Annotated in this window: 14 protein-coding genes; 5 read left to right on the plus strand and 9 right to left on the minus strand. The window is 71.7% G+C overall.

Annotated features, from left to right (window positions below; genetic code table 11):
- Positions 1-263: 263 nt before the first annotated feature.
- On the plus strand, positions 264-2,786 hold the full coding sequence (locus DIZ27_RS06425) for an ATP-dependent Clp protease ATP-binding subunit (RefSeq protein WP_109377294.1): 2,523 nt from the start codon (positions 264-266) through the stop codon (positions 2,784-2,786).
- Between the two features lie 74 nt (positions 2,787-2,860).
- On the opposite strand, the gene DIZ27_RS06430 is transcribed toward DIZ27_RS06425, so the two are convergent.
- Complete coding sequence (locus DIZ27_RS06430; RefSeq protein ID WP_109377295.1) at positions 2,861-3,544, minus strand: HAD family acid phosphatase; 684 nt, start codon at positions 3,542-3,544, stop codon at positions 2,861-2,863.
- Between the two features lie 443 nt (positions 3,545-3,987).
- On the opposite strand from DIZ27_RS06430, the gene DIZ27_RS06435 reads away from it, so the two are divergent.
- Positions 3,988-4,701 carry a M23 family metallopeptidase gene (locus DIZ27_RS06435; RefSeq protein WP_109377296.1) on the plus strand — a complete coding sequence of 238 codons (714 nt, stop codon included), beginning with the start codon at positions 3,988-3,990 and terminating at the stop codon, positions 4,699-4,701.
- Positions 4,702-4,929: 228 nt separating this feature from the next.
- Here DIZ27_RS06435 and cseC read toward each other — a convergent pair whose 3' ends face one another.
- From cseC to DIZ27_RS06460, 5 genes are all read right to left on the minus strand, one after another.
- Complete coding sequence (gene cseC, locus DIZ27_RS06440) at positions 4,930-6,276, minus strand: two-component system sensor histidine kinase CseC (RefSeq protein ID WP_109377297.1); 1,347 nt, start codon at positions 6,274-6,276, stop codon at positions 4,930-4,932.
- Positions 6,277-6,284: 8 nt separating this feature from the next.
- Positions 6,285-6,983 (minus strand): two-component system response regulator CseB, encoded by a 699-nt coding sequence (gene cseB, locus DIZ27_RS06445; RefSeq protein WP_109377298.1) that lies wholly within the window; start codon positions 6,981-6,983, stop codon positions 6,285-6,287.
- Between the two features lie 11 nt (positions 6,984-6,994).
- Positions 6,995-7,663: a hypothetical protein gene (locus DIZ27_RS06450; protein WP_109377299.1), complete on the minus strand. Its 669-nt coding sequence runs from the start codon at positions 7,661-7,663 to the stop codon at positions 6,995-6,997.
- The gene (locus DIZ27_RS06455) at positions 7,651-8,190 is read right to left on the minus strand and encodes a SigE family RNA polymerase sigma factor (protein ID WP_109377300.1); all 540 of its coding nucleotides are present in this window, start codon (positions 8,188-8,190) and stop codon (positions 7,651-7,653) included. The genes DIZ27_RS06450 and DIZ27_RS06455 overlap by 13 nt, the downstream gene beginning before the upstream one ends.
- A gap of 295 nt (positions 8,191-8,485) precedes the next feature.
- Complete coding sequence (locus tag DIZ27_RS06460; RefSeq protein ID WP_109377301.1) at positions 8,486-9,472, minus strand: A/G-specific adenine glycosylase; 987 nt, start codon at positions 9,470-9,472, stop codon at positions 8,486-8,488.
- A gap of 334 nt (positions 9,473-9,806) precedes the next feature.
- On the opposite strand from DIZ27_RS06460, the gene DIZ27_RS06465 reads away from it, so the two are divergent.
- Positions 9,807-10,682 carry a hypothetical protein gene (locus DIZ27_RS06465; protein WP_109377302.1) on the plus strand — a complete coding sequence of 292 codons (876 nt, stop codon included), beginning with the start codon at positions 9,807-9,809 and terminating at the stop codon, positions 10,680-10,682.
- Between the two features lie 54 nt (positions 10,683-10,736).
- Here the strand turns inward: DIZ27_RS06465 and disA are convergent, their stop codons facing one another.
- Together disA and radA are read right to left on the minus strand one after the other, a co-directional pair.
- Complete coding sequence (disA, locus tag DIZ27_RS06470) at positions 10,737-11,861, minus strand: DNA integrity scanning diadenylate cyclase DisA (RefSeq protein WP_109377303.1); 1,125 nt, start codon at positions 11,859-11,861, stop codon at positions 10,737-10,739.
- A 238-nt stretch (positions 11,862-12,099) separates the two neighbouring features.
- Positions 12,100-13,509, minus strand: coding sequence for a DNA repair protein RadA (gene radA / locus DIZ27_RS06475; RefSeq protein ID WP_109377304.1), 1,410 nt, complete (start codon positions 13,507-13,509; stop codon positions 12,100-12,102).
- Positions 13,510-13,683: 174 nt separating this feature from the next.
- Here radA and DIZ27_RS06480 point away from each other — a divergent pair, with 174 nt between their 5' ends.
- Positions 13,684-15,501: a sigma-70 family RNA polymerase sigma factor gene (locus DIZ27_RS06480; protein WP_109377305.1), complete on the plus strand. Its 1,818-nt coding sequence runs from the start codon at positions 13,684-13,686 to the stop codon at positions 15,499-15,501.
- 85 nt (positions 15,502-15,586) lie between these two features.
- Here the strand turns inward: DIZ27_RS06480 and DIZ27_RS06485 are convergent, their stop codons facing one another.
- Positions 15,587-16,435 (minus strand): hypothetical protein, encoded by an 849-nt coding sequence (locus tag DIZ27_RS06485; protein WP_109377306.1) that lies wholly within the window; start codon positions 16,433-16,435, stop codon positions 15,587-15,589.
- Between the two features lie 95 nt (positions 16,436-16,530).
- Here DIZ27_RS06485 and DIZ27_RS06490 point away from each other — a divergent pair, with 95 nt between their 5' ends.
- Positions 16,531-17,463 (plus strand): Ppx/GppA phosphatase family protein, encoded by a 933-nt coding sequence (locus DIZ27_RS06490; protein ID WP_109377355.1) that lies wholly within the window; start codon positions 16,531-16,533, stop codon positions 17,461-17,463.
- Positions 17,464-17,605 lie beyond the last annotated feature (142 nt).

Below are 17,605 nucleotides of genomic sequence, written 5' to 3' on the forward strand. Positions count from 1 at the left end.
CATCCCTAGTGGGAGGGGGCGACACGCAGGACGGGGACGTATTCCGTTCGCCATGGGCGTACTGGAGATGGGGGTAACCACCTGGCCTGCGGGAACATCGTCTCGCACCATCGGGTTGAAGCATATGTCGGCGTTCGGGGTCAGGAGGCCATCGAGGGTGTCGGCAGTTGGAATGAGCGGTCCCCGCTTGCGGGACTAAGCTGCGGAAGGACAGGGAGGGGAAGTTCCCCCCACTGCCTGACCGCTCTGAGGAGCGATTAACGATGTTCGAGAGGTTCACCGACCGCGCGCGGCGGGTTGTCGTCCTGGCTCAGGAAGAAGCCCGGATGCTCAACCACAACTACATCGGCACCGAGCACATCCTCCTGGGCCTGATCCACGAGGGTGAGGGTGTCGCCGCCAAGGCCCTTGAGAGCCTCGGGATTTCGCTCGAGGCGGTCCGCCAGCAGGTGGAGGAGATCATCGGCCAGGGGCAGCAGGCGCCGTCCGGCCACATCCCCTTCACTCCCCGTGCCAAGAAGGTGCTCGAGCTGTCGCTCCGCGAGGCGCTGCAGCTGGGTCACAACTACATCGGTACGGAGCACATCCTGCTCGGCCTGATCCGTGAGGGCGAGGGCGTCGCCGCCCAGGTCCTGGTCAAGCTGGGCGCAGATCTGAACCGGGTGCGGCAGCAGGTGATCCAGCTGCTCTCCGGTTACCAGGGCAAGGAGACCGCCACCGCGGGCGGTCCTGCCGAGGGCACCCCCTCCACGTCCCTGGTCCTCGACCAGTTCGGCCGGAACCTCACCCAGGCCGCTCGTGAGTCCAAGCTCGACCCGGTCATCGGGCGCGAGAAGGAGATCGAGCGGGTCATGCAGGTGCTGTCCCGCCGTACCAAGAACAACCCGGTGCTGATCGGTGAGCCCGGCGTCGGCAAGACCGCCGTCGTCGAGGGCCTCGCCCAGGCCATCGTCAAGGGCGAGGTGCCCGAGACCCTCAAGGACAAGCACCTCTACACCCTGGACCTCGGTGCCCTGGTCGCCGGCTCCCGCTACCGCGGTGACTTCGAGGAGCGCCTGAAGAAGGTGCTCAAGGAGATCCGCACCCGCGGCGACATCATCCTGTTCATCGACGAGCTGCACACGCTGGTCGGTGCGGGTGCCGCCGAGGGCGCCATCGACGCGGCCTCCATCCTGAAGCCGATGCTGGCCCGCGGTGAGCTGCAGACCATCGGCGCCACCACGCTGGACGAGTACCGCAAGCACCTGGAGAAGGACGCGGCCCTGGAGCGCCGCTTCCAGCCGATCCAGGTCGCCGAGCCGTCCCTGCCGCACACCATCGAGATCCTCAAGGGTCTGCGCGACCGGTACGAGGCGCACCACCGCGTCTCCATCACCGACGAGGCGCTGGTCCAGGCGGCCACGCTGGCCGACCGGTACATCTCGGACCGCTTCCTCCCGGACAAGGCGATCGACCTGATCGACGAGGCCGGTTCCCGGATGCGTATCCGTCGGATGACCGCGCCGCCGGACCTGCGCGAGTTCGACGAGAAGATCGCCGGTGTCCGCCGGGACAAGGAGTCCGCGATCGACTCGCAGGACTTCGAGAAGGCCGCCTCGCTGCGTGACAAGGAGAAGCAGCTCCTGGCCGCCAAGGCGAAGCGGGAGAAGGAGTGGAAGGCCGGCGACATGGACGTCGTCGCCGAGGTCGACGGCGACCTGATCGCCGAGGTCCTCGCCACGGCCACCGGCATCCCGGTCTTCAAGCTGACCGAGGAGGAGTCCTCGCGTCTGCTGCGCATGGAGGACGAGCTCCACAAGCGGGTCATCGGCCAGATCGACGCCGTCAAGGCGCTGTCCAAGGCGATCCGTCGCACCCGCGCGGGGCTCAAGGACCCGAAGCGTCCCGGTGGCTCGTTCATCTTCGCCGGTCCGTCCGGTGTCGGTAAGACCGAGCTGTCCAAGGCCCTCGCCGAGTTCCTGTTCGGTGACGAGGACGCGCTGATCTCCCTCGACATGTCGGAGTTCAGCGAGAAGCACACGGTCTCGCGCCTCTTCGGTTCGCCCCCCGGCTACGTGGGCTACGAGGAGGGCGGTCAGCTGACGGAGAAGGTGCGCCGCAAGCCGTTCTCGGTCGTCCTCTTCGACGAGGTCGAGAAGGCCCACCCGGACATCTTCAACTCGCTGCTGCAGATCCTGGAGGACGGTCGCCTGACCGACTCCCAGGGCCGGGTCGTGGACTTCAAGAACACGGTCATCATCATGACGACCAACCTCGGCACCCGGGACATCTCCAAGGGCTTCAACCTGGGCTTCGCCGCCGCGGGCGACAAGAAGACCAACTACGAGCGCATGAAGAACAAGGTGTCGGACGAGCTCAAGCAGCACTTCCGTCCCGAGTTCCTCAACCGTGTCGACGACGTGGTCGTCTTCCCGCAGCTCACCCCGGAGGACATCCTCGCGATCGTCGACCTGATGATCGACAAGGTGGACGAGCGCCTGAAGGACCGGGACATGGGCATCGAGCTCTCCCAGTCCGCCAAGGAGCTGCTGTCCAAGAGGGGCTACGACCCCGTGCTGGGCGCCCGGCCGCTGCGCCGGACCATCCAGCGCGAGATCGAGGACGCGCTGTCGGAGAAGATCCTCTTCGGCGAGCTGCGCCCCGGTCACATCGTGGTCGTGGACACCGAGGGCGAGGGCGAGACCGCCACCTTCACCTTCCGCGGTGAGGAGAAGTCGGCCCTGCCCGACGTCCCGCCGATCGAGCAGGCGGCCGGCGGAGGCCCGAACCTCAGCAAGGAAGCGTAAGCATCACGGCAGCCGAAAGGGGCCGGTGCCCGAGCAGGGCACCGGCCCCTTTCGGCTGCCCGAACGCCCCGTGCCTACGACAGCTGACCGTCGTAGTCCGGCAGCTTGTAGGTCCTCTCGGCGTGGCCGCCCGACAGGTCGGTGGCGCTGTTGCCGATGTTGGCGATGATCGTGTAGCCCTTCGACTCGATGTCGACGCGCTGTGCCGTCTTGTACTCGGCCACGTTCCGGAACAGATCGAAGAAGCCGCGGACGTAGAGCCCGGCGGACTCGTATCCGGCGTGGTCGAGGTTGAAGGCGGTGGGGGCGTGGATGATGCCCGGCCGGGCGGTCACGAAGAACACCGCGACACCGCGCTCCTGGGCGTACTCGGCGACCTCCAGGACCGGCTCGTTGGCCGGCTGCGGGAAGCTGAACCCGAAGTCGGTCTCCAGCGCGGTGTTGTCGATGTCGAGGACGATCGCCTGCTTCTCGCCCGGCCGCGGGGCCGCGATGCGCTGCTTCAGCTGGGGCATGGCCTGGTCCATGACCGCCCGGCAGTCCCGCTGCCAGGTCGCGTAGTCGACGGCCGCGGCGGCTGCTGTGGCTGCCGCGGCCGTCGTGGTGGCGGTCGCCGAGGCGGCGGCCGTCGTCGTGGTGGTGGTCGCGGGGTTGCCGGAGGCGGTCGAGGCCTGGGCGGGGACGGCCAGGGCCATCAGGGCCGCGGCGGACGCGGCGGTCACCGATGCACGGCGCAGCCAGGGGCGTCGGCTTCTCATGTGGTGGGGGGTCCTCTCACGCTCATAACGCTGCCAACATGACGTGTGCATGTTCGTTTGCGAGGGTGACGCGAGGTGAACCGTAGGGTTACCGGACGGTAGGCGGCTAGAGGCGCACGCCACATTTATGGAACGTCCGACCCGGGCTCTCGGTGACATGCCGCACAGGCGTTTTGTCCGTTACTAGACGAAATAGTGGCAAAAGACCTCGAAGTAAAGCGGACATTCGGCTTAAATGCCTGATCGATCAGCCTCAAATGGGGCTTTCGTCCCGTCTGGCGGCTGTGTCAAGAGACGTGCATCTCACGACAGAAGTACGAACTTCTGTCGTAGATGCCCACCTTTGTGCCTTTGTGGGTGGGCGGGTTACCAAGGAATGGCCACTGCGGCGCGGACCTGTTCGCCGGGTGGTTTTCCTCTGCCCCCTCCCCCATGAGGTTTCGATGTTCCAGCGCGTCACGTCCCGTTCCTTCCTCGCGTCCCACCTCCGCACCCGTGCTGCCGTGCTGGCCGCCGGTGTCGGGGTCTCGGCCGTCGCGGGAGTCGGGATCGCGGCCGCCGCCAACGACACGGCCGCCACCCCCGCCACCACCGCCGCCACCAGCACCACCGTCGTGCAGGACCAGGCGGCCGCCCAGGCCGAGGCCACGCAGACCAAGGCCGCCGAGGCGAAGAAGGCGGCCGAGGCGAAGAAGGCGGCCGAGGCGAAGAAGGACGCTCAGCCCGCCAAGAAGGCCGCGTCCTGGGTCAGCCCGGTGAAGAGCTACACGCCTTCCGCGAGCTTCGCCCAGGCCGGCGGCATGTGGCAGTCCGCCCACAGCGGTCAGGACTACGCCGTGCCGAACGGCACCGAGGTCGTGGCCACGCACGGCGGCACGGTCGTGAAGGCGGGCGGCAACGGCGCCGGCGACGGTCCGGCGTACGGCAACGCCGTCGTCGTCAACCACGGCGACGGCACGTACTCCCAGTACGCCCACCTTTCCCAGGTGAACGTGCAGCCCGGCCAGGTCGTCAAGACCGGCCAGAAGATCGCCCTGTCCGGCAACACGGGCAACTCCAGCGGTCCCCACCTGCACTTCGAGATCCGGACCAGCCCGAACTACGGCTCCGCCATCGACCCGGTGAAGTTCCTGAGCGGCAAGGGCGTCCAGCTCTGAGAACCCGCCCCGAGAGCCGGCCCTGGGTACCCAGCGTCGTGTACCCAGCGCTGCGAACTCTCCGAAGGGCCTTGAGGGGCCTGAGTGACCGGATCGAAGGACGGCGATCCGGCCCCGGCACCGCGATGAGCGAACCGGCCTGACCGTCCGTGCATGTCTCCCAAGCCCTCCGTCGGGTTCTCCCGGCCGGAGGGCTTTCGGCGCCCGCGTGCCTGCCGCGGCGGTTCCTCACTGGGGCAGCATCGGGTAGCTCCCCGTGTCCGTCGGCGCGTGTTCCGGCAGCCACAGCACGGCGAGCGCGCCCTCGGCCGGCGCGTCCTTCGGAGCGCCGGCCGGCCGTACGTTGCGGAAGGTGAGCCGCGCCCCCAGCACCCGGGCCTGCCCGGCCGCGATGGTCAGGCCCAGGCCGTGACCGCGGCCGGCCCGGTCCGCGCTGCCGGTGCGGAACCGGCTCGGCCCCTCGGCGAGCAGGTCCGCAGGAAAGCCGGGCCCGTGGTCGCGGACCCGGACGACCCGCCCCTCGACGGAGACTTCGATGGGCGGCCTGCCGTGCCGGGCGGCGTTGGCGAGGAGGTTGAAGAGCACCCGCTCCAGCCGCCGCGGGTCGGTGGTGACCTCCGACTCGTGCACCACGCGCACCATGACGTTCGGGTCCTTCGCCGCGATCCGCCGGGTGACGAACTGGGCCAGCGGTATGTCCTGCAGTTCGGCCCGCTCGGAGGCGCCGTCCAGCCGGGCCACCTCCAGGACGTCCTCGACCAGGGTGCGCATGGCCTTCGCCCGGTCCAGCACCAGTTCGGTCGGCCGGCCCGGCGGCAGCAGTTCGGCGGCGGTCAGCAGGCCGGTCACCGGGGTGCGCAGTTCGTGCGCGATGTCGGCGGTGACCCGGCGCTCGGCCTCCAGCCGCTGCCGCAGCGCGTCCGCCATGGCGTCCACCGCGCTGGCCAGGTCGTCGGTCTCGTCCAGGACGACCCCGCCGATGGCCTCGCGCACCCGGACGTCCGTCTCGCCCTTGGCGACCCGGTGGGCGGCGCTCGCCGCGTTGCGCAGCCGACGGGACAGATGGCCGCCGATCAGCACCCCGAGCGCGCTGCCGCCCAGGACGACCGCGATGGAGCCGATCACCAGGGCCTGGTCGAGGTCCTTCAGGATGTTCGAGCTGCGGTCGGTGAAGCCCGAGTGCAGGGACATGACATGCCCGTTTTTCAGCGGTACGGCCGCCCAGATGTCCGGCGTCCCGCCCGGCCGGTCGGCCACGTACGTCGCGCGCCGGCCCGCCTCGACCTTCGCCCGCAGCTCGGCCGGCAGGTCGGGGTCGTCGATCCTGGTGTTGGGGAAGTTCAGCCGCCCGGACAGCTCGTAGTTGCGCTGGGCGATCATGATGCGTTCGTCGGCGAGATCGCGCGCGTTGTCCAGCATCGACACTCGGGCCGCGTTGTGCACGACCAGGCTCAGCGCGATCGCCACCAGCGCGCCGACCAGGGCGATGGCGGCACTGAGCTTCCATCGCAGACCGGTCCGGATGCCCGCCCGGTCGAGAACCGCTCGCACCAGGTGCCGGAAGTACCCCCGCATACCTGTGATCAGGCCTTCAGTTTGTAGCCGAAGCCGCGGACCGTCTCGAGCCGGTCCTGGCCGATCTTCCCGCGCAGCCGCTGCACATGGACGTCGACGACCCGGGTGTCGCCGCCCCACCCGTACTCCCACACCCGTTCGAGCAGTCTGTCGCGGGAGAGCACGGTGCCCGGCGCCGACGAGAACTCCAGCAGCAGCCGCATCTCGGTCGGTGTCAGCGACACGGGCTCCCCGGCCCGCCGCACCTCCATGCCCACGGTGTCGACCTCCAGCTCACCGAAGGTCAGCAGGCCCCCACCGTCCGTGGAGGCCGGATCCTGTCGGCCGCCGTTCGCCCGGTCGAAGCGGCGCAGCACCGCACGGATGCGGGCGACCAGGACGGCACCGTCGAACGGCTTGGTCACGTAGTCGTCGGCGCCCGCCTCCAGGCCCAGGACGACGTCGATGGAGTCCGCGCGCGCCGACAGCATGATCACCGGAACCATCGACTCGTCGCGGATGCTCCGGCACAGACTGACACCGTCCAGGCCGGGGACCATGACGTCCAGCAGCGCGATGTCGGGCCGGTCCGCCCGGAACGCCTCCAGGCCGGACAGCCCGTCGGGCATCGCGGTGACCGTGAAGCCGTCCCGCTCCAGGGCGAGTTGGGTGGCCTCACGGATGACGTCGTCGTCCTCGACGAACAGCACGTGGGTCTGGTCTGCCATACCGGTGCTCCTCAGCTGTCGGGCGCCGGCGTCGGCTCCGTGCCCGCCACCTTGCCGTAGTCGTTGTGGGTGCGGAACTTCTCGGCGAACCGGCCCGCGGTCCAGCGGTAGGTGATGACGTTCTCGCCGGAGGGACTCGACACCGGGTCGCCCCGCTCGTACACCTGCATGGTCACCACCAGGTCCCCGCGGTCGATCTCCGCGTACACGGGCGGTTCCTCGGTCCTGAACACGTTCACGTACGCGCCGCCTCGGTCGCGGTACACGTACGAGCCGACGCCCACCGCGTCGCCGCAGGTCAGCACGTTGACGACGACATCGTCCGCGGTCCCCCCGGTGAGGTTCCCGTAGCTCACGTCGACGGGGTACTCGTCGGCCACGCACGGCTTCAGCTCCCGCTTGACCGCCGCCGAGACCGTCGGGTCGCCCTTGACCAGCCGCACCGCGTCCACGCGGGCGCCGGCCGTGACCGGCATGCGCGAGGCCGCGTAGGACGGAGCGGGCGACCGGGCGTCGGCCGCCGACTCCGCGTGCGCGGGCCCCTCGTCCCGTGTGCCGGTGCCGCCCGTACCGCAGGCGGTGGCGACAAGGCCGAGGGCGGCGAGCACGGACGTCACCGTGGTCGCCGCCCGGGCGGTTCTCCGGGCCCGCTCGGGCCCCGCGCCGGTCAGGCCGCGCAACGCTCCCGCTCCTCATGCTCCAGCGCGCGTGCGTTCAGTTCGCGGGCCTCCAGCTCCTCGCGGAGCCGGGCGAGCGCCCGGTGCAGCGTGCTCTTGACCGTTCCCGCCGACATGCCGAGGGCGGCGGCCGTCTCCTCCGTGGACATCTGCTCCCAGTGTCGCAGCACCACCACACCGCGCTGTTTCGGGGCGAGCACCTTCAGCACGTCCATCAGGAGCGCGCGGTCGGCGTGCTGCTCGGTGGCGTCGTCCACGCGGGCGTCCGGGAGTTGCTCGGTCGGCACCTCCTCCAGCTTGCGGGCGCGCCACCACTCGGTCCGCGTGTTGATCATGACGCGGCGCAGGTAGGCGTCGGCCAGCCGCTTGTCGGCGATGCCGTCCCAGCGGCCGTAGGTCCGGGCCAGCGCGGTCTGCAGCAGGTCCTGCGCCTCGACGGGGTCCGGCACCAGACGGCGGGCGCTGCGCAGCAGCGCGTCCTGCCGGGTGCGGACGTACTCCTCGAACCCGAGCACCTCGCCCTGCGCCATGGTGATCCGCCCTTCCGCTCCCCGCGCCGGCCCGCCCGTGCGTTCCGGTCCCCATCGCTGTGATCCGTGGTCGTCGTGTCCCTGACTGGAGGGCACGGACACGAAGTTACGGAGGTGTTGTCACGGCACTGTGCGGAGAAGCCTGCGGTCGGCCGTCGGCTGGCCGTCGGTTGTGTAACGGAAGTGGGAACGAGGTGAAACGGTGGGACGGTTGGGGGACTGTGGGGCGATATGGCCGCACCGGGGGTTGCCGGCGGTCACCCGTACGCGGGGGAGCGGGCGACCCGCCGGCTCGTCAGGTCAGCGGCAGCCGGTACAGCCCGCCGGGCAGGGGCTCGACCAGGCCGTCGGCGACGAGGCTGTCCAGCGCACGGGCGCGCTGCACCGGTTCGTGCCACACCCGGTCCAGGGCCCCCTGCGGGACAGGACCGTGTGCCTCCCGCAGCACGGCCAGCAGCCGCCCGCGGACCTGCCGGTCCGTGCCCGCGTACGTCTGGCCCCGGCGTGGCGGTCCCTGGTGCACCGGCTTGTCCGCGAGCCGCCAGGCGCACTGCGCGGCGATCGGGCAGCGGTGGCACGCCTCGTTCTTCGCCGTGCACACCAGCGCCCCCAGCTCCATGGAGGCGGCGGCCCACCGCGCGGCGGTCGACTCGTCCTCGGGCAGCAGCGCGCGGGCGAGCCGGCGCTCGGCGGCGGTGGTGGCGTTCGGCGGGTACTGCACACCGGTGACCGCGCGGGCGAACACCCGGCGCACATTGGTGTCCAGTACCGCGTGCCGCTGCCCGTACGCGAACGACGCCACGGCGGCCGCCGTGTACTCGCCGATGCCGGGCAGCGCCAGGAGCTGCGCGTGGTCGGCGGGCACGTCGCCGCCGTGCCGTTCCGTTATGGCGGCGGCGGCGCCGTGCAGCCGCAGTGCGCGGCGCGGGTAACCGAGCCGGCCCCAGGCGCGGACGGCCTCACCGGGCGCCTCGGCGGCGAGGTCGGCGGGGCGCGGCCAGCGGGCCAGCCACTGTTCGTAGACGGGCAGGACCCGGTTCACCGGGGTCTGCTGGAGCATGAACTCGCTGACCATCACTCCCCACGCGCCGGCCTCCGGGCGCCGCCACGGCAGATCCCGGGCGTGCTCGTCGAACCAGTCGATGACGGGGGAGTGCAGCGGCTCTCCGGGAGCACGCTGGGGCGCTGTGTCGTCGGCGGAGGTGTCGGCGGTCTCAGTGGGCTCAGTGGGCTCAGTGGTCTCGGCGGTGCCGCTGTGCGGGGGCTTGGTGGGAGCAGTCATGGCACCTCGATCCTGCCATGACCACCCACGGGAACGGGCACTCCGCCACCCCGTCAAGCGGGCGACAGGGCTCTGGCCAGAGGTGCAAGGGCCGCGATCGCGAACGCGCGGGCGCCGGAGTGCCGCGTCGGCGGTGCCGCTCGCCGCCCAGGAAGCCCACGGTCACGGATCGTGCACAGGATGCAGAAATGATCACACTGTGCGATCATCGCGTGCCGCGCCTGGCGAGAGGCGGGGGCAGAGGGCGGTTTCCGGGATGATGATCCGGAAAAGTTGTGGCTCTCGGCGGCGGGTGGGGCCGGTGACGGCCCGGATCTCTCGTACAGTTTGCGCCGTGGGATCTCTGCGCAATCCGGTCGGGCCGCTTCCCTCCTCCATCTATTGGCGTAGGAGGGCAGTACTGCTGTCCCTGCTGGGGGTGTTGGCGTTGCTCGTCACCTGGATCGTCGTCTCCGGCGACGGGGGTGACGGCGGACACGAGAACGGGGCCAACGGCAAGAATCCCGCGCCGTCCACCATCGCTCCGGGACCGTCGAGTTCGGGACCGGCGATCAGTCAGGCGCCGGGCGGACGCGACGAGTCCGGCGGTGAGGGCTCGGGCGGCTCCTCCTCCGGGACCGGTGCGGAGGACGACGGGGCGAACGGCGACCGCGGTGACTCCGGCGGCCGCTCGGACGGCGGTGCCGGTGGTGGCGACGGCGGCAGCGACGACGGTGGCGACGCCGGCGGCAGCGATGCCGACGGATCCGAAGGCGGTGCCTCGGCGGGGGTCGGCGCGGGAGACGCGCTGCCGGCCGGTTCCGGACTGCCCGACTGCACCCCGAGCGCGGTGAAGTTCAGTCTGCGCAGCGCCCGCAACGCCTACGAGCCCGACGCGACGCCCACCTTCCGGCTGACCGCGCGGAACATCTCCGGCAGTGACTGCAAGGTCGATCTCGGACCGGAGAGCGCCGTGTTGACGATCACTCAGGCGGACGGCGACGACGCGTACTGGGCGTCGGACGACTGCCCCAAGGGCCCGGGGAGCCTCGTCTTCCGGGTGCCCGCCGGTGACAGCATCACGTACGGGGTGAAGTGGGACCGCAAGCCGAGCGCCGCGCAGTGCGCGACGCCGCCGGCGGGGTCGGCGAAGGCCGGTACGTATCTGGTGGAGGCGAAGGCGCCGGGGTTCGCGAAGGTGCAGACGTCCTTCGTGCTGGAGAGCGCCTGAGGTCCACCCGGACCGGAGCGGCCGGGAGCGGGCCGGACCGGGTCGGGCGAACCGCTAGACGTACCGCTCCAGGATCGAGCTCTCCGCCAGCCTCGACAGGCCCTCCCGGACGCTGCGGGCACGGGCCTCGCCGACGCCGTCCACCGTCTGGAGGTCGTCCACGCTGGCGGCGAGCAGCTTCTGCAGGCCGCCGAAGTGCTCCACCAGGCGGTCGATGATCGCGCCGGGCAGCCTCGGCACCTTGGCCAGCAGCCGGAAGCCGCGCGGGGAGACCGCCGAGTCCAGCGTCTCGGGGGATCCGGTGTAGCCCAGGGCGCGGGCCACCGTCGACAGTTCCAGGAGCTCGGCCTGGGGGAGCGCGTTCAGCTCGTGCAGGGCCTGGTCGACGGTGCGGGAGCGCTTGGCGGTGGGCTCGGGGACGTAGTCCCGCACGACCAGCTCGCGCTCCGGTTCCACTCCCGCGATCAACTCGTCGAGCTGGAGGGCGAGGAGGCGGCCGTCGGTGCCCAGTTCGACCACGTATTCGGTGATCTCGGTGGCGATGCGGCGCACCATCTCCAGCCGCTGCGCGACCGCCGAGACGTCCCGCACGGTCACCAGGTCCTCGATCTCCAGCGCCGACAGGGTGCCGGCGACCTCGTCGAGGCGGAGCTTGTAGCGCTCCAGCGTCGCGAGCGCCTGGTTGGCGCGGGACAGGATCGCCGCCGAGTCCTCCAGGACCCGGCGGTGGCCGTCGACGTACAGCGCGATCAGGCGCATCGACTGGGAGACCGAGACGACCGGGAAGCCGACCTGCTTGGAGACGCGGTCGGCGGTGCGGTGCCTGGTGCCGGTCTCCTCGGTCGGGATCGTCGGGTCCGGCACCAGCTGGACGCCGGCCCGAAGGATCTTCGACAGGTCGGACGACAGGACGATGCCGCCGTCCAGTTTGCACAGCTCGCGCAGCCGGGTCGCGGTGAACTCGACATCCAGGACGAAGCCGCCACTGCACAGCGTCTCGACGGTCTTGTCGGAACCGAGCACGATGAGACCACCGGTGTTGCCCCGGAGCACACGCTCCAGGCCGTCACGGAGGGAGGTGCCGGGTGCCACGGCACTCAGCGAGGCGCGCATCTGGCGATCGGAGCCGGCGCTCCCGCCGGACTTTCCGGGAGCTGCTGCCCGGTCGTTGGCTGCCACTGCACTCCTCCGGTCGCGATGTCTGGGCGCCCCCGTTCAGGGTCTCCCGTTCGGGCCCCGGGCTCGCGGGGTCGGGTGCGCGCAGCTGCGGCGCTGTCGTCGGTCGCCGTGGCTCCGCCATGACTCCCTCCTCCGCCTTGCAGCTGCGCGCACCCGACCCCGCTCCCTGTCCGGCCTGATCCAAACGGGAGACCCTAACGCACTCGGTTCGTACGGACGGGCGAGACCAGGGCAAAGTCTACCGGCGGTCCTCCTCGTCCCGTGGGGCCTCTCGGCGACGGGAGCGCGGAAGGACACGCAGAGCATCCCCTATGTCCGCGACTTCCAGAACCTTCATTCCCGCCGGAATCCTGCCCGGATCGCCCGGCACGAGCGCGTGCGTGAAGCCCAGCCGGTGCGCCTCGGCGAGTCTGCGCTGCACGCCCGTGACCCGCCGCACCTCGCCCGCGAGGCCGACCTCGCCGATCGCGACCAGGTTCTTGGGCAGCGGGGTGTCGCTCGCCGCCGATGCCAGGGCGAGCGCGACGGCCAGATCCGCCGCCGGCTCGGAGAGTTTCACCCCGCCGACCGTCGCGGAGTAGATGTCGCGCTTGCCCAGGGCGCTGATGCGGCCGCGCTGTTCGAGGACCGCGAGCATCATCGAGACGCGCGAGGTCTCCAGTCCGGACGTGGTGCGGCGGGGGGAGGGGATCTGCGAGTCGACCGTGAGCGCCTGCACCTCGGCGACCAGAGGGCGGCGGCCCTCCAGCGTCACGGTCAGACAGGTGCCCGGGACCGGCTCCGCACGGCGGGTGAGGAACAGCCCGCTGGGGTCGGCGAGGCCCGTGATGCCCTCGTCGTGCAGCTCGAAGCAGCCGACCTCGTCGGTCGTGCCGTAGCGGTTCTTGACGCCCCGGACCAGGCGCAGGCGCGCGTGCCGGTCTCCCTCGAAGTGCAGGACCACGTCCACCAGGTGCTCCAGCAGCCGCGGGCCCGCGATCGCGCCGTCCTTGGTGACGTGGCCCACCAGGAGGGTGGACATCCCGCGCTCCTTGGAGGTCCGGATCAGCGCGCCGGCCACCTCACGGACCTGGGCCATGCCGCCCGGCGCCCCGTCGATCTCCGGGGAGGCGACCGTCTGCACCGAGTCGAGGATCAGCAGGGACGGCTTCACCGCGTCCAGATGGCCGAGCACGGCGGACAGGTCCGTCTCGGCTGCGAGGTACAGGTGGTCGTCGATGGCGTGGATACGGTCGGCCCGCAGCCGGACCTGGCTCGCCGACTCCTCGCCCGTCACGTAGAGCGTGCGGTGCTCGTCGCTCGCCGACTTGGCCGCGACGTCCAGCAGGAGCGTGGACTTGCCGACGCCCGGCTCGCCCGCGACGAGGACGACGGCGCCCGGGACCAGTCCGCCGCCGAGCACCCGGTCCAGCTCGGGGACGCCGGTGGAGCGGGCCGTGGCCTGGCGGCCGTCGACCTGGCCGATGGGCAGGGCGGAGGTGGTGACCCGCCCCGGGGCCGTCGTACGGACCGCGGGCACGCCGTACTCCTCGACCGTCCCCCAGGCATGGCACTCGGGGCAGCGGCCGAGCCACTTGGCCGTCTGCCAGCCGCACTCGGTGCAGCGGTAGGACGGTCGGTCCTTGGTGGTCTTGGTACGGGCAGCCATGTCGAAACCGTAGCTCCCGCCACTGACAACGAGTACCGGAGCCCGCCACACGGGAGCCGCGCCGGCCGTGAGGCGAAAGGTTCCTGTCCCCGATTGAGGGATCGTTTCACCCGTATGGATTAAAACTGCGCAGGGCTCCGGAAGGGGCCACCCCCGGCCGCCTACGGTCGCCGAATGATGAGCAGTGGCCCGGAGATCCCGACCCGCAGGACCGGCGCACACCGGGCGCACCGGGAGGTGCGTGACCGGGGGGCCGCCCGCACGCTGGCGCACCGGCCGCCGGTGTGCCGCGAACCGTACCTGGACGGCCTGTTCACCTACTGCCTGTCCGTGCTGTGCGACCACGACGCGGCGACCGCCGCCCTGGCCGAGGTCCTCACGCTCGCGGAGCGCCGCGGCCGGCAGGTGCCGGACGCGGCCGGGGACCGCAGGGCCTGGCTGTACGCGCTGGCCCGCTGGGCGTGTCTGCGCAAGCTGACCGAGGCCCGGCAGGAACGGCAGGTCACCCATGCGGCGGGCCGCGGCGGCCGGAGACGGCCGGCCCGGACCGCCACCGCCCCGGCCGCCTCCGAGGAGGTCCAGGAGCAGCGGCGCGGTGAACTGGCCCTGCTGGCCTGGCCGGAGGCCGCGGGCACCACACCGGAGCAGCGCGAGGCGCTCGAACTCGCCGTCCGCCACCACCTCGGTGCCCACGAGGTCGCCGCCGTGCTCGGCATGGAACCCGTCGACGCCCGCGACCTGCTCGCCTCCGCCGCCTGCGAGGTCGAGCGCACCCGTGCGGCGCTCGCCGTCGTCGAGGCCGGTGCCTGCCGGGGCGTGGCGCACCTCACCGGCGACAACCGGCTCGTGCTCAGCAGCACGCTGCGCCGCGAACTCGTCCGGCACGTCGACGACTGCCCGCGCTGCCGCCGTACCGCCGAGCACGCCGTCCCCGGCCGCTGGCCCGGCACCAGCGTCACCCCCGACGAACTGCCCGTCCTGACGGTTTCCGACGCCGCCCTGCGCGCGGCGATGGCGCGGCACTCGCGCGCGCGTGGTGCCGCGCCCCGCTTCGACCGGCGCGGCTTTCCGATGGATCCCAAGGACCGGATCGCGCGAAGAGAGCGGCTGCGCGCGCGTGCCGTCACGACGACCGTCGTCGCCACCGTCGTCGCGGCCCCCGTGCTCGCGCTGTGGGCCGCCTACCGGGGCACCCCCGTCGGCGAGGCAGGGGACGGCCGCTCCGCCTCCGCGCGGGAGGCCGACACGCCCGTCGACCTCGACGGCGGGGGAGCGGGCGGATACGAGAACGCCGGCAACGCCAGCACCCGGCCGGGCGGCCCTTTCGGCAAGGACGGCAAGGACGGCAAGGACGGTGCGGCCGACGTGTCCGTGGAGGTCGTCGGTGTCACCGGGGCCGCCCCCAGGGGCGCCGCCGCGCTGGGCGTCACTGCCGGTCACAGCGGTGACACCACGCTGATCACGCTGACCGCCAGGGGCTCCGCCCCGGTCCGCTGGTCCGCGTCGACGGGTGCGTCCTGGCTGTATCTGAGTCGGTCGTCGGGGACGCTCCGACCGGGCCGGTCATTGACGATCAAGGTCTACGTCGACCAGTTGCGCGAGCCGTCCGGCCGCTGGAGCGCGTGGGTGGCGGTCTCACCCGCCGGGGCCGTGGTGACCATCGAGGGTCACGGCCCGGCCCCCGGCCCCTCCGTTCCCGGCGGCTCGCACTCCGGTCGTCCCGGAAGCCCGGGGACCGCGCACCCCGGCTCCCCGAGCACCCCTCCCCCGAGCCCCGGCGAGCCGGGAGGACCGCCGCCGTCGTCCCAGGCCCCGGATCCGACGCCCACGTCACCGGTCCCCTCGGAGCCCGACCCGGAGCCCACCGATCCGACACCGAGCGATCCGACACCGAGCGACCCGACCTCGACGGACCCGCCCCCCACCGCCCCCGCGGACTCGACATCACCGTCCGCGGGCGACGGCGGCGACGCGAGCCCGTTCGCGTCCTGACGCGTGCATCGCGCCGTGTGCGCCGTGTGTTCCGCGGGCTCCGTCGCATGCCCGGAGCCCGGCGCCCCGGGAGACACGGTGAGGATCAGGCGGGATCCGCCGGATGCGGTGCCACCAGCGGCAACTGCGAGGCCAGCCGTTCCTCGCACAGCTCGGCCAGCCGGTCGTAGCCGGCCTTGCCCATCAGCTCGGTCAGCTCCGCCCGGTAGGAGACGTACACCGGATCGCCCGCACCGTGCGCCGAGGTCGCCGACGTGCACCACCAGTGCAGGTCGTGGCCGCCCGGACCCCAGCCGCGGCGGTCGTACTCGCCGATGGAGACCTGCAGCACGCGCGTGTCGTCGGGCCGGTCGATCCAGTCGTACGTCCGCCGGATCGGAAGCTGCCAGCACACGTCCGGCTTGGTCTCCAGCGGCTCGCGGCCCTCCCTCAGGGCGAGGATGTGCAGCGAGCAGCCCATGCCACCGGCGAACCCCGGCCGGTTCTGGAAGATGCACGAGCCCTGGAACGGCCGGGTCTGACGGTCGCCGTCCTCGTCCTCGGAGACCCAGCCGTTCCGGGTGCCCTCGGCGTGGTGCTGCCAGATGTCCGGAGTGAGCCGCGCCACATGCCCCGCGACCCGCTTCTCGTCGTCCTCGTCCGAGAAATGCGCGCCCAGGGTGCAGCACCCGTCGTCCGCGCGGCCCGCCTGGATGCCCTGGCAGCCGCTGCCGAAAACGCAGTTCCAGCGAGAGGTCAGCCATGTCAGGTCACAGCGGAACACCTGCTCGTCGTCCGCCGGATCGGGGAACTCCACCCACGCCCGCGCGAAGTCAAGGCCCTTCTCGTCGTTCGGCGGAACATCCGACGGCACCTGCGAAGGACCGACGACCTTTTTGGTCTTCTTGGTCTTCATGTCCGTCTTCTCGTTCTTCGCCTTTTTCGTCTTTGGCACCCGTCCAGGGTAAGTCGCCCATCTCACTGTCCGGCACCGGCTCGAGTTCCGTGGAGCGGGGTTCACGCCGTCCGGCGGGCAGTAGCGTGCCGTACATGAGACTCGGTGTCCTCGACGTGGGTTCGAACACGGTGCATCTGCTGGTGGTGGACGCGCACCCCGGGGCGTGCCCGCTGCCCGCCCACTCGCACAAGGCGGAGCTGCGCCTCGCCCAGCTGCTGGACGCCGACGGAGCGATCGGTTCCGACGGGACGGACATGCTGATCTCGGTCCTCCAGGGAGCGCTCCGGGCCGCCGAGGACAAAGGCGTCGAGGAACTGCTGCCGTTCGCGACGTCGGCGGTGCGTGACGCACGCAACGCCGACGACGTCCTCGCGCGCGTGCGGGAGGAGACCGGCGTCAAGCTCCAGGTCCTCACCGGCGCGGAGGAGGCCCGGCTCACCTTCCTCGCCGCCCGTCGCTGGTTCGGCTGGTCGGCGGGAAAACTGCTGGTCATCGACATCGGCGGCGGCTCCCTGGAGGTCGCCTTCGGTGTCGACGAGGAGCCCGACACCGCGGTGTCGCTGCCGCTGGGCGCCGGCCGTCTCACCATCGCCCGGCTGCCCGGCGACCCGCCGGCACCGGACGACGTCCGTGCGCTGCGCCGGCACGTCCGCGCGGAGATCGCCCGCACGGTCGGCGAGTTCAGCCGCCTCGGCCCGCCCGACCGTGTGGTGGCCACCTCCAAGACCTTCAAGCAGCTCGCCCGCATCGCGGGCGCCGCCCGCTCCACCGAGGGCCTGTACGTCCCGCGTGAGCTCAAGCGCCAGTCCCTGGAGGGCTGGGTGTCGCGGCTGTCCGGCATGACCACCGCCGAGCGTGCCGGGCTTCCCGGCGTCTCCGAGGGCCGCGCGGGCCAGCTGGTGGCCGGGGCCCTGGTGGCGGAGGCCGCGATGGACCTGTTCGACGTGGAGTGCCTGGAGATCTGCCCCTGGGCCCTGCGCGAGGGCGTCATCCTGCGCCGCCTGGACCACATGGGCCCGGCGTAGCGACGTCCGCGCGGCGGGTGAGTGCGGAGCGGCCGTGTTCGGTTAGGTCGATCACACGGCGGGCGCCCGGACCGGAGGCCGGGGGCACCGGACAAGCGCCCCGTGCCCTGCGGACACGCCGTTCCGACGAGGGCGGACGACC

Origin of the sequence: Streptomyces sp. NWU339 (assembly GCF_003143855.1) — a bacterium.
Taxonomy (GTDB): domain Bacteria; phylum Actinomycetota; class Actinomycetes; order Streptomycetales; family Streptomycetaceae; genus Streptomyces.

What these genes read in the sequence shown, in the direction of transcription:
- DIZ27_RS06435 (WP_109377296.1), top strand. Translation starts at nt 3,988, where the DNA reads ATGTTCCAGCGCGTCACGTCCCGTTCCTTCCTCGCGTCCCACCTCCGC.
- radA (WP_109377304.1), bottom strand. Translation starts at nt 13,509, where the DNA reads ATGGCTGCCCGTACCAAGACCACCAAGGACCGACCGTCCTACCGCTGC.
- cseB (WP_109377298.1), bottom strand. Translation starts at nt 6,983, where the DNA reads ATGGCAGACCAGACCCACGTGCTGTTCGTCGAGGACGACGACGTCATC.
- DIZ27_RS06460 (WP_109377301.1), bottom strand. Translation starts at nt 9,472, where the DNA reads ATGACTGCTCCCACCAAGCCCCCGCACAGCGGCACCGCCGAGACCACT.
- DIZ27_RS06490 (WP_109377355.1), top strand. Translation starts at nt 16,531, where the DNA reads ATGAGACTCGGTGTCCTCGACGTGGGTTCGAACACGGTGCATCTGCTG.
- DIZ27_RS06480 (WP_109377305.1), top strand. Translation starts at nt 13,684, where the DNA reads ATGATGAGCAGTGGCCCGGAGATCCCGACCCGCAGGACCGGCGCACAC.
- DIZ27_RS06455 (WP_109377300.1), bottom strand. Translation starts at nt 8,190, where the DNA reads ATGGCGCAGGGCGAGGTGCTCGGGTTCGAGGAGTACGTCCGCACCCGG.
- DIZ27_RS06425 (WP_109377294.1), top strand. Translation starts at nt 264, where the DNA reads ATGTTCGAGAGGTTCACCGACCGCGCGCGGCGGGTTGTCGTCCTGGCT.
- cseC (WP_109377297.1), bottom strand. Translation starts at nt 6,276, where the DNA reads ATGCGGGGGTACTTCCGGCACCTGGTGCGAGCGGTTCTCGACCGGGCG.
- DIZ27_RS06430 (WP_109377295.1), bottom strand. Translation starts at nt 3,544, where the DNA reads ATGAGAAGCCGACGCCCCTGGCTGCGCCGTGCATCGGTGACCGCCGCG.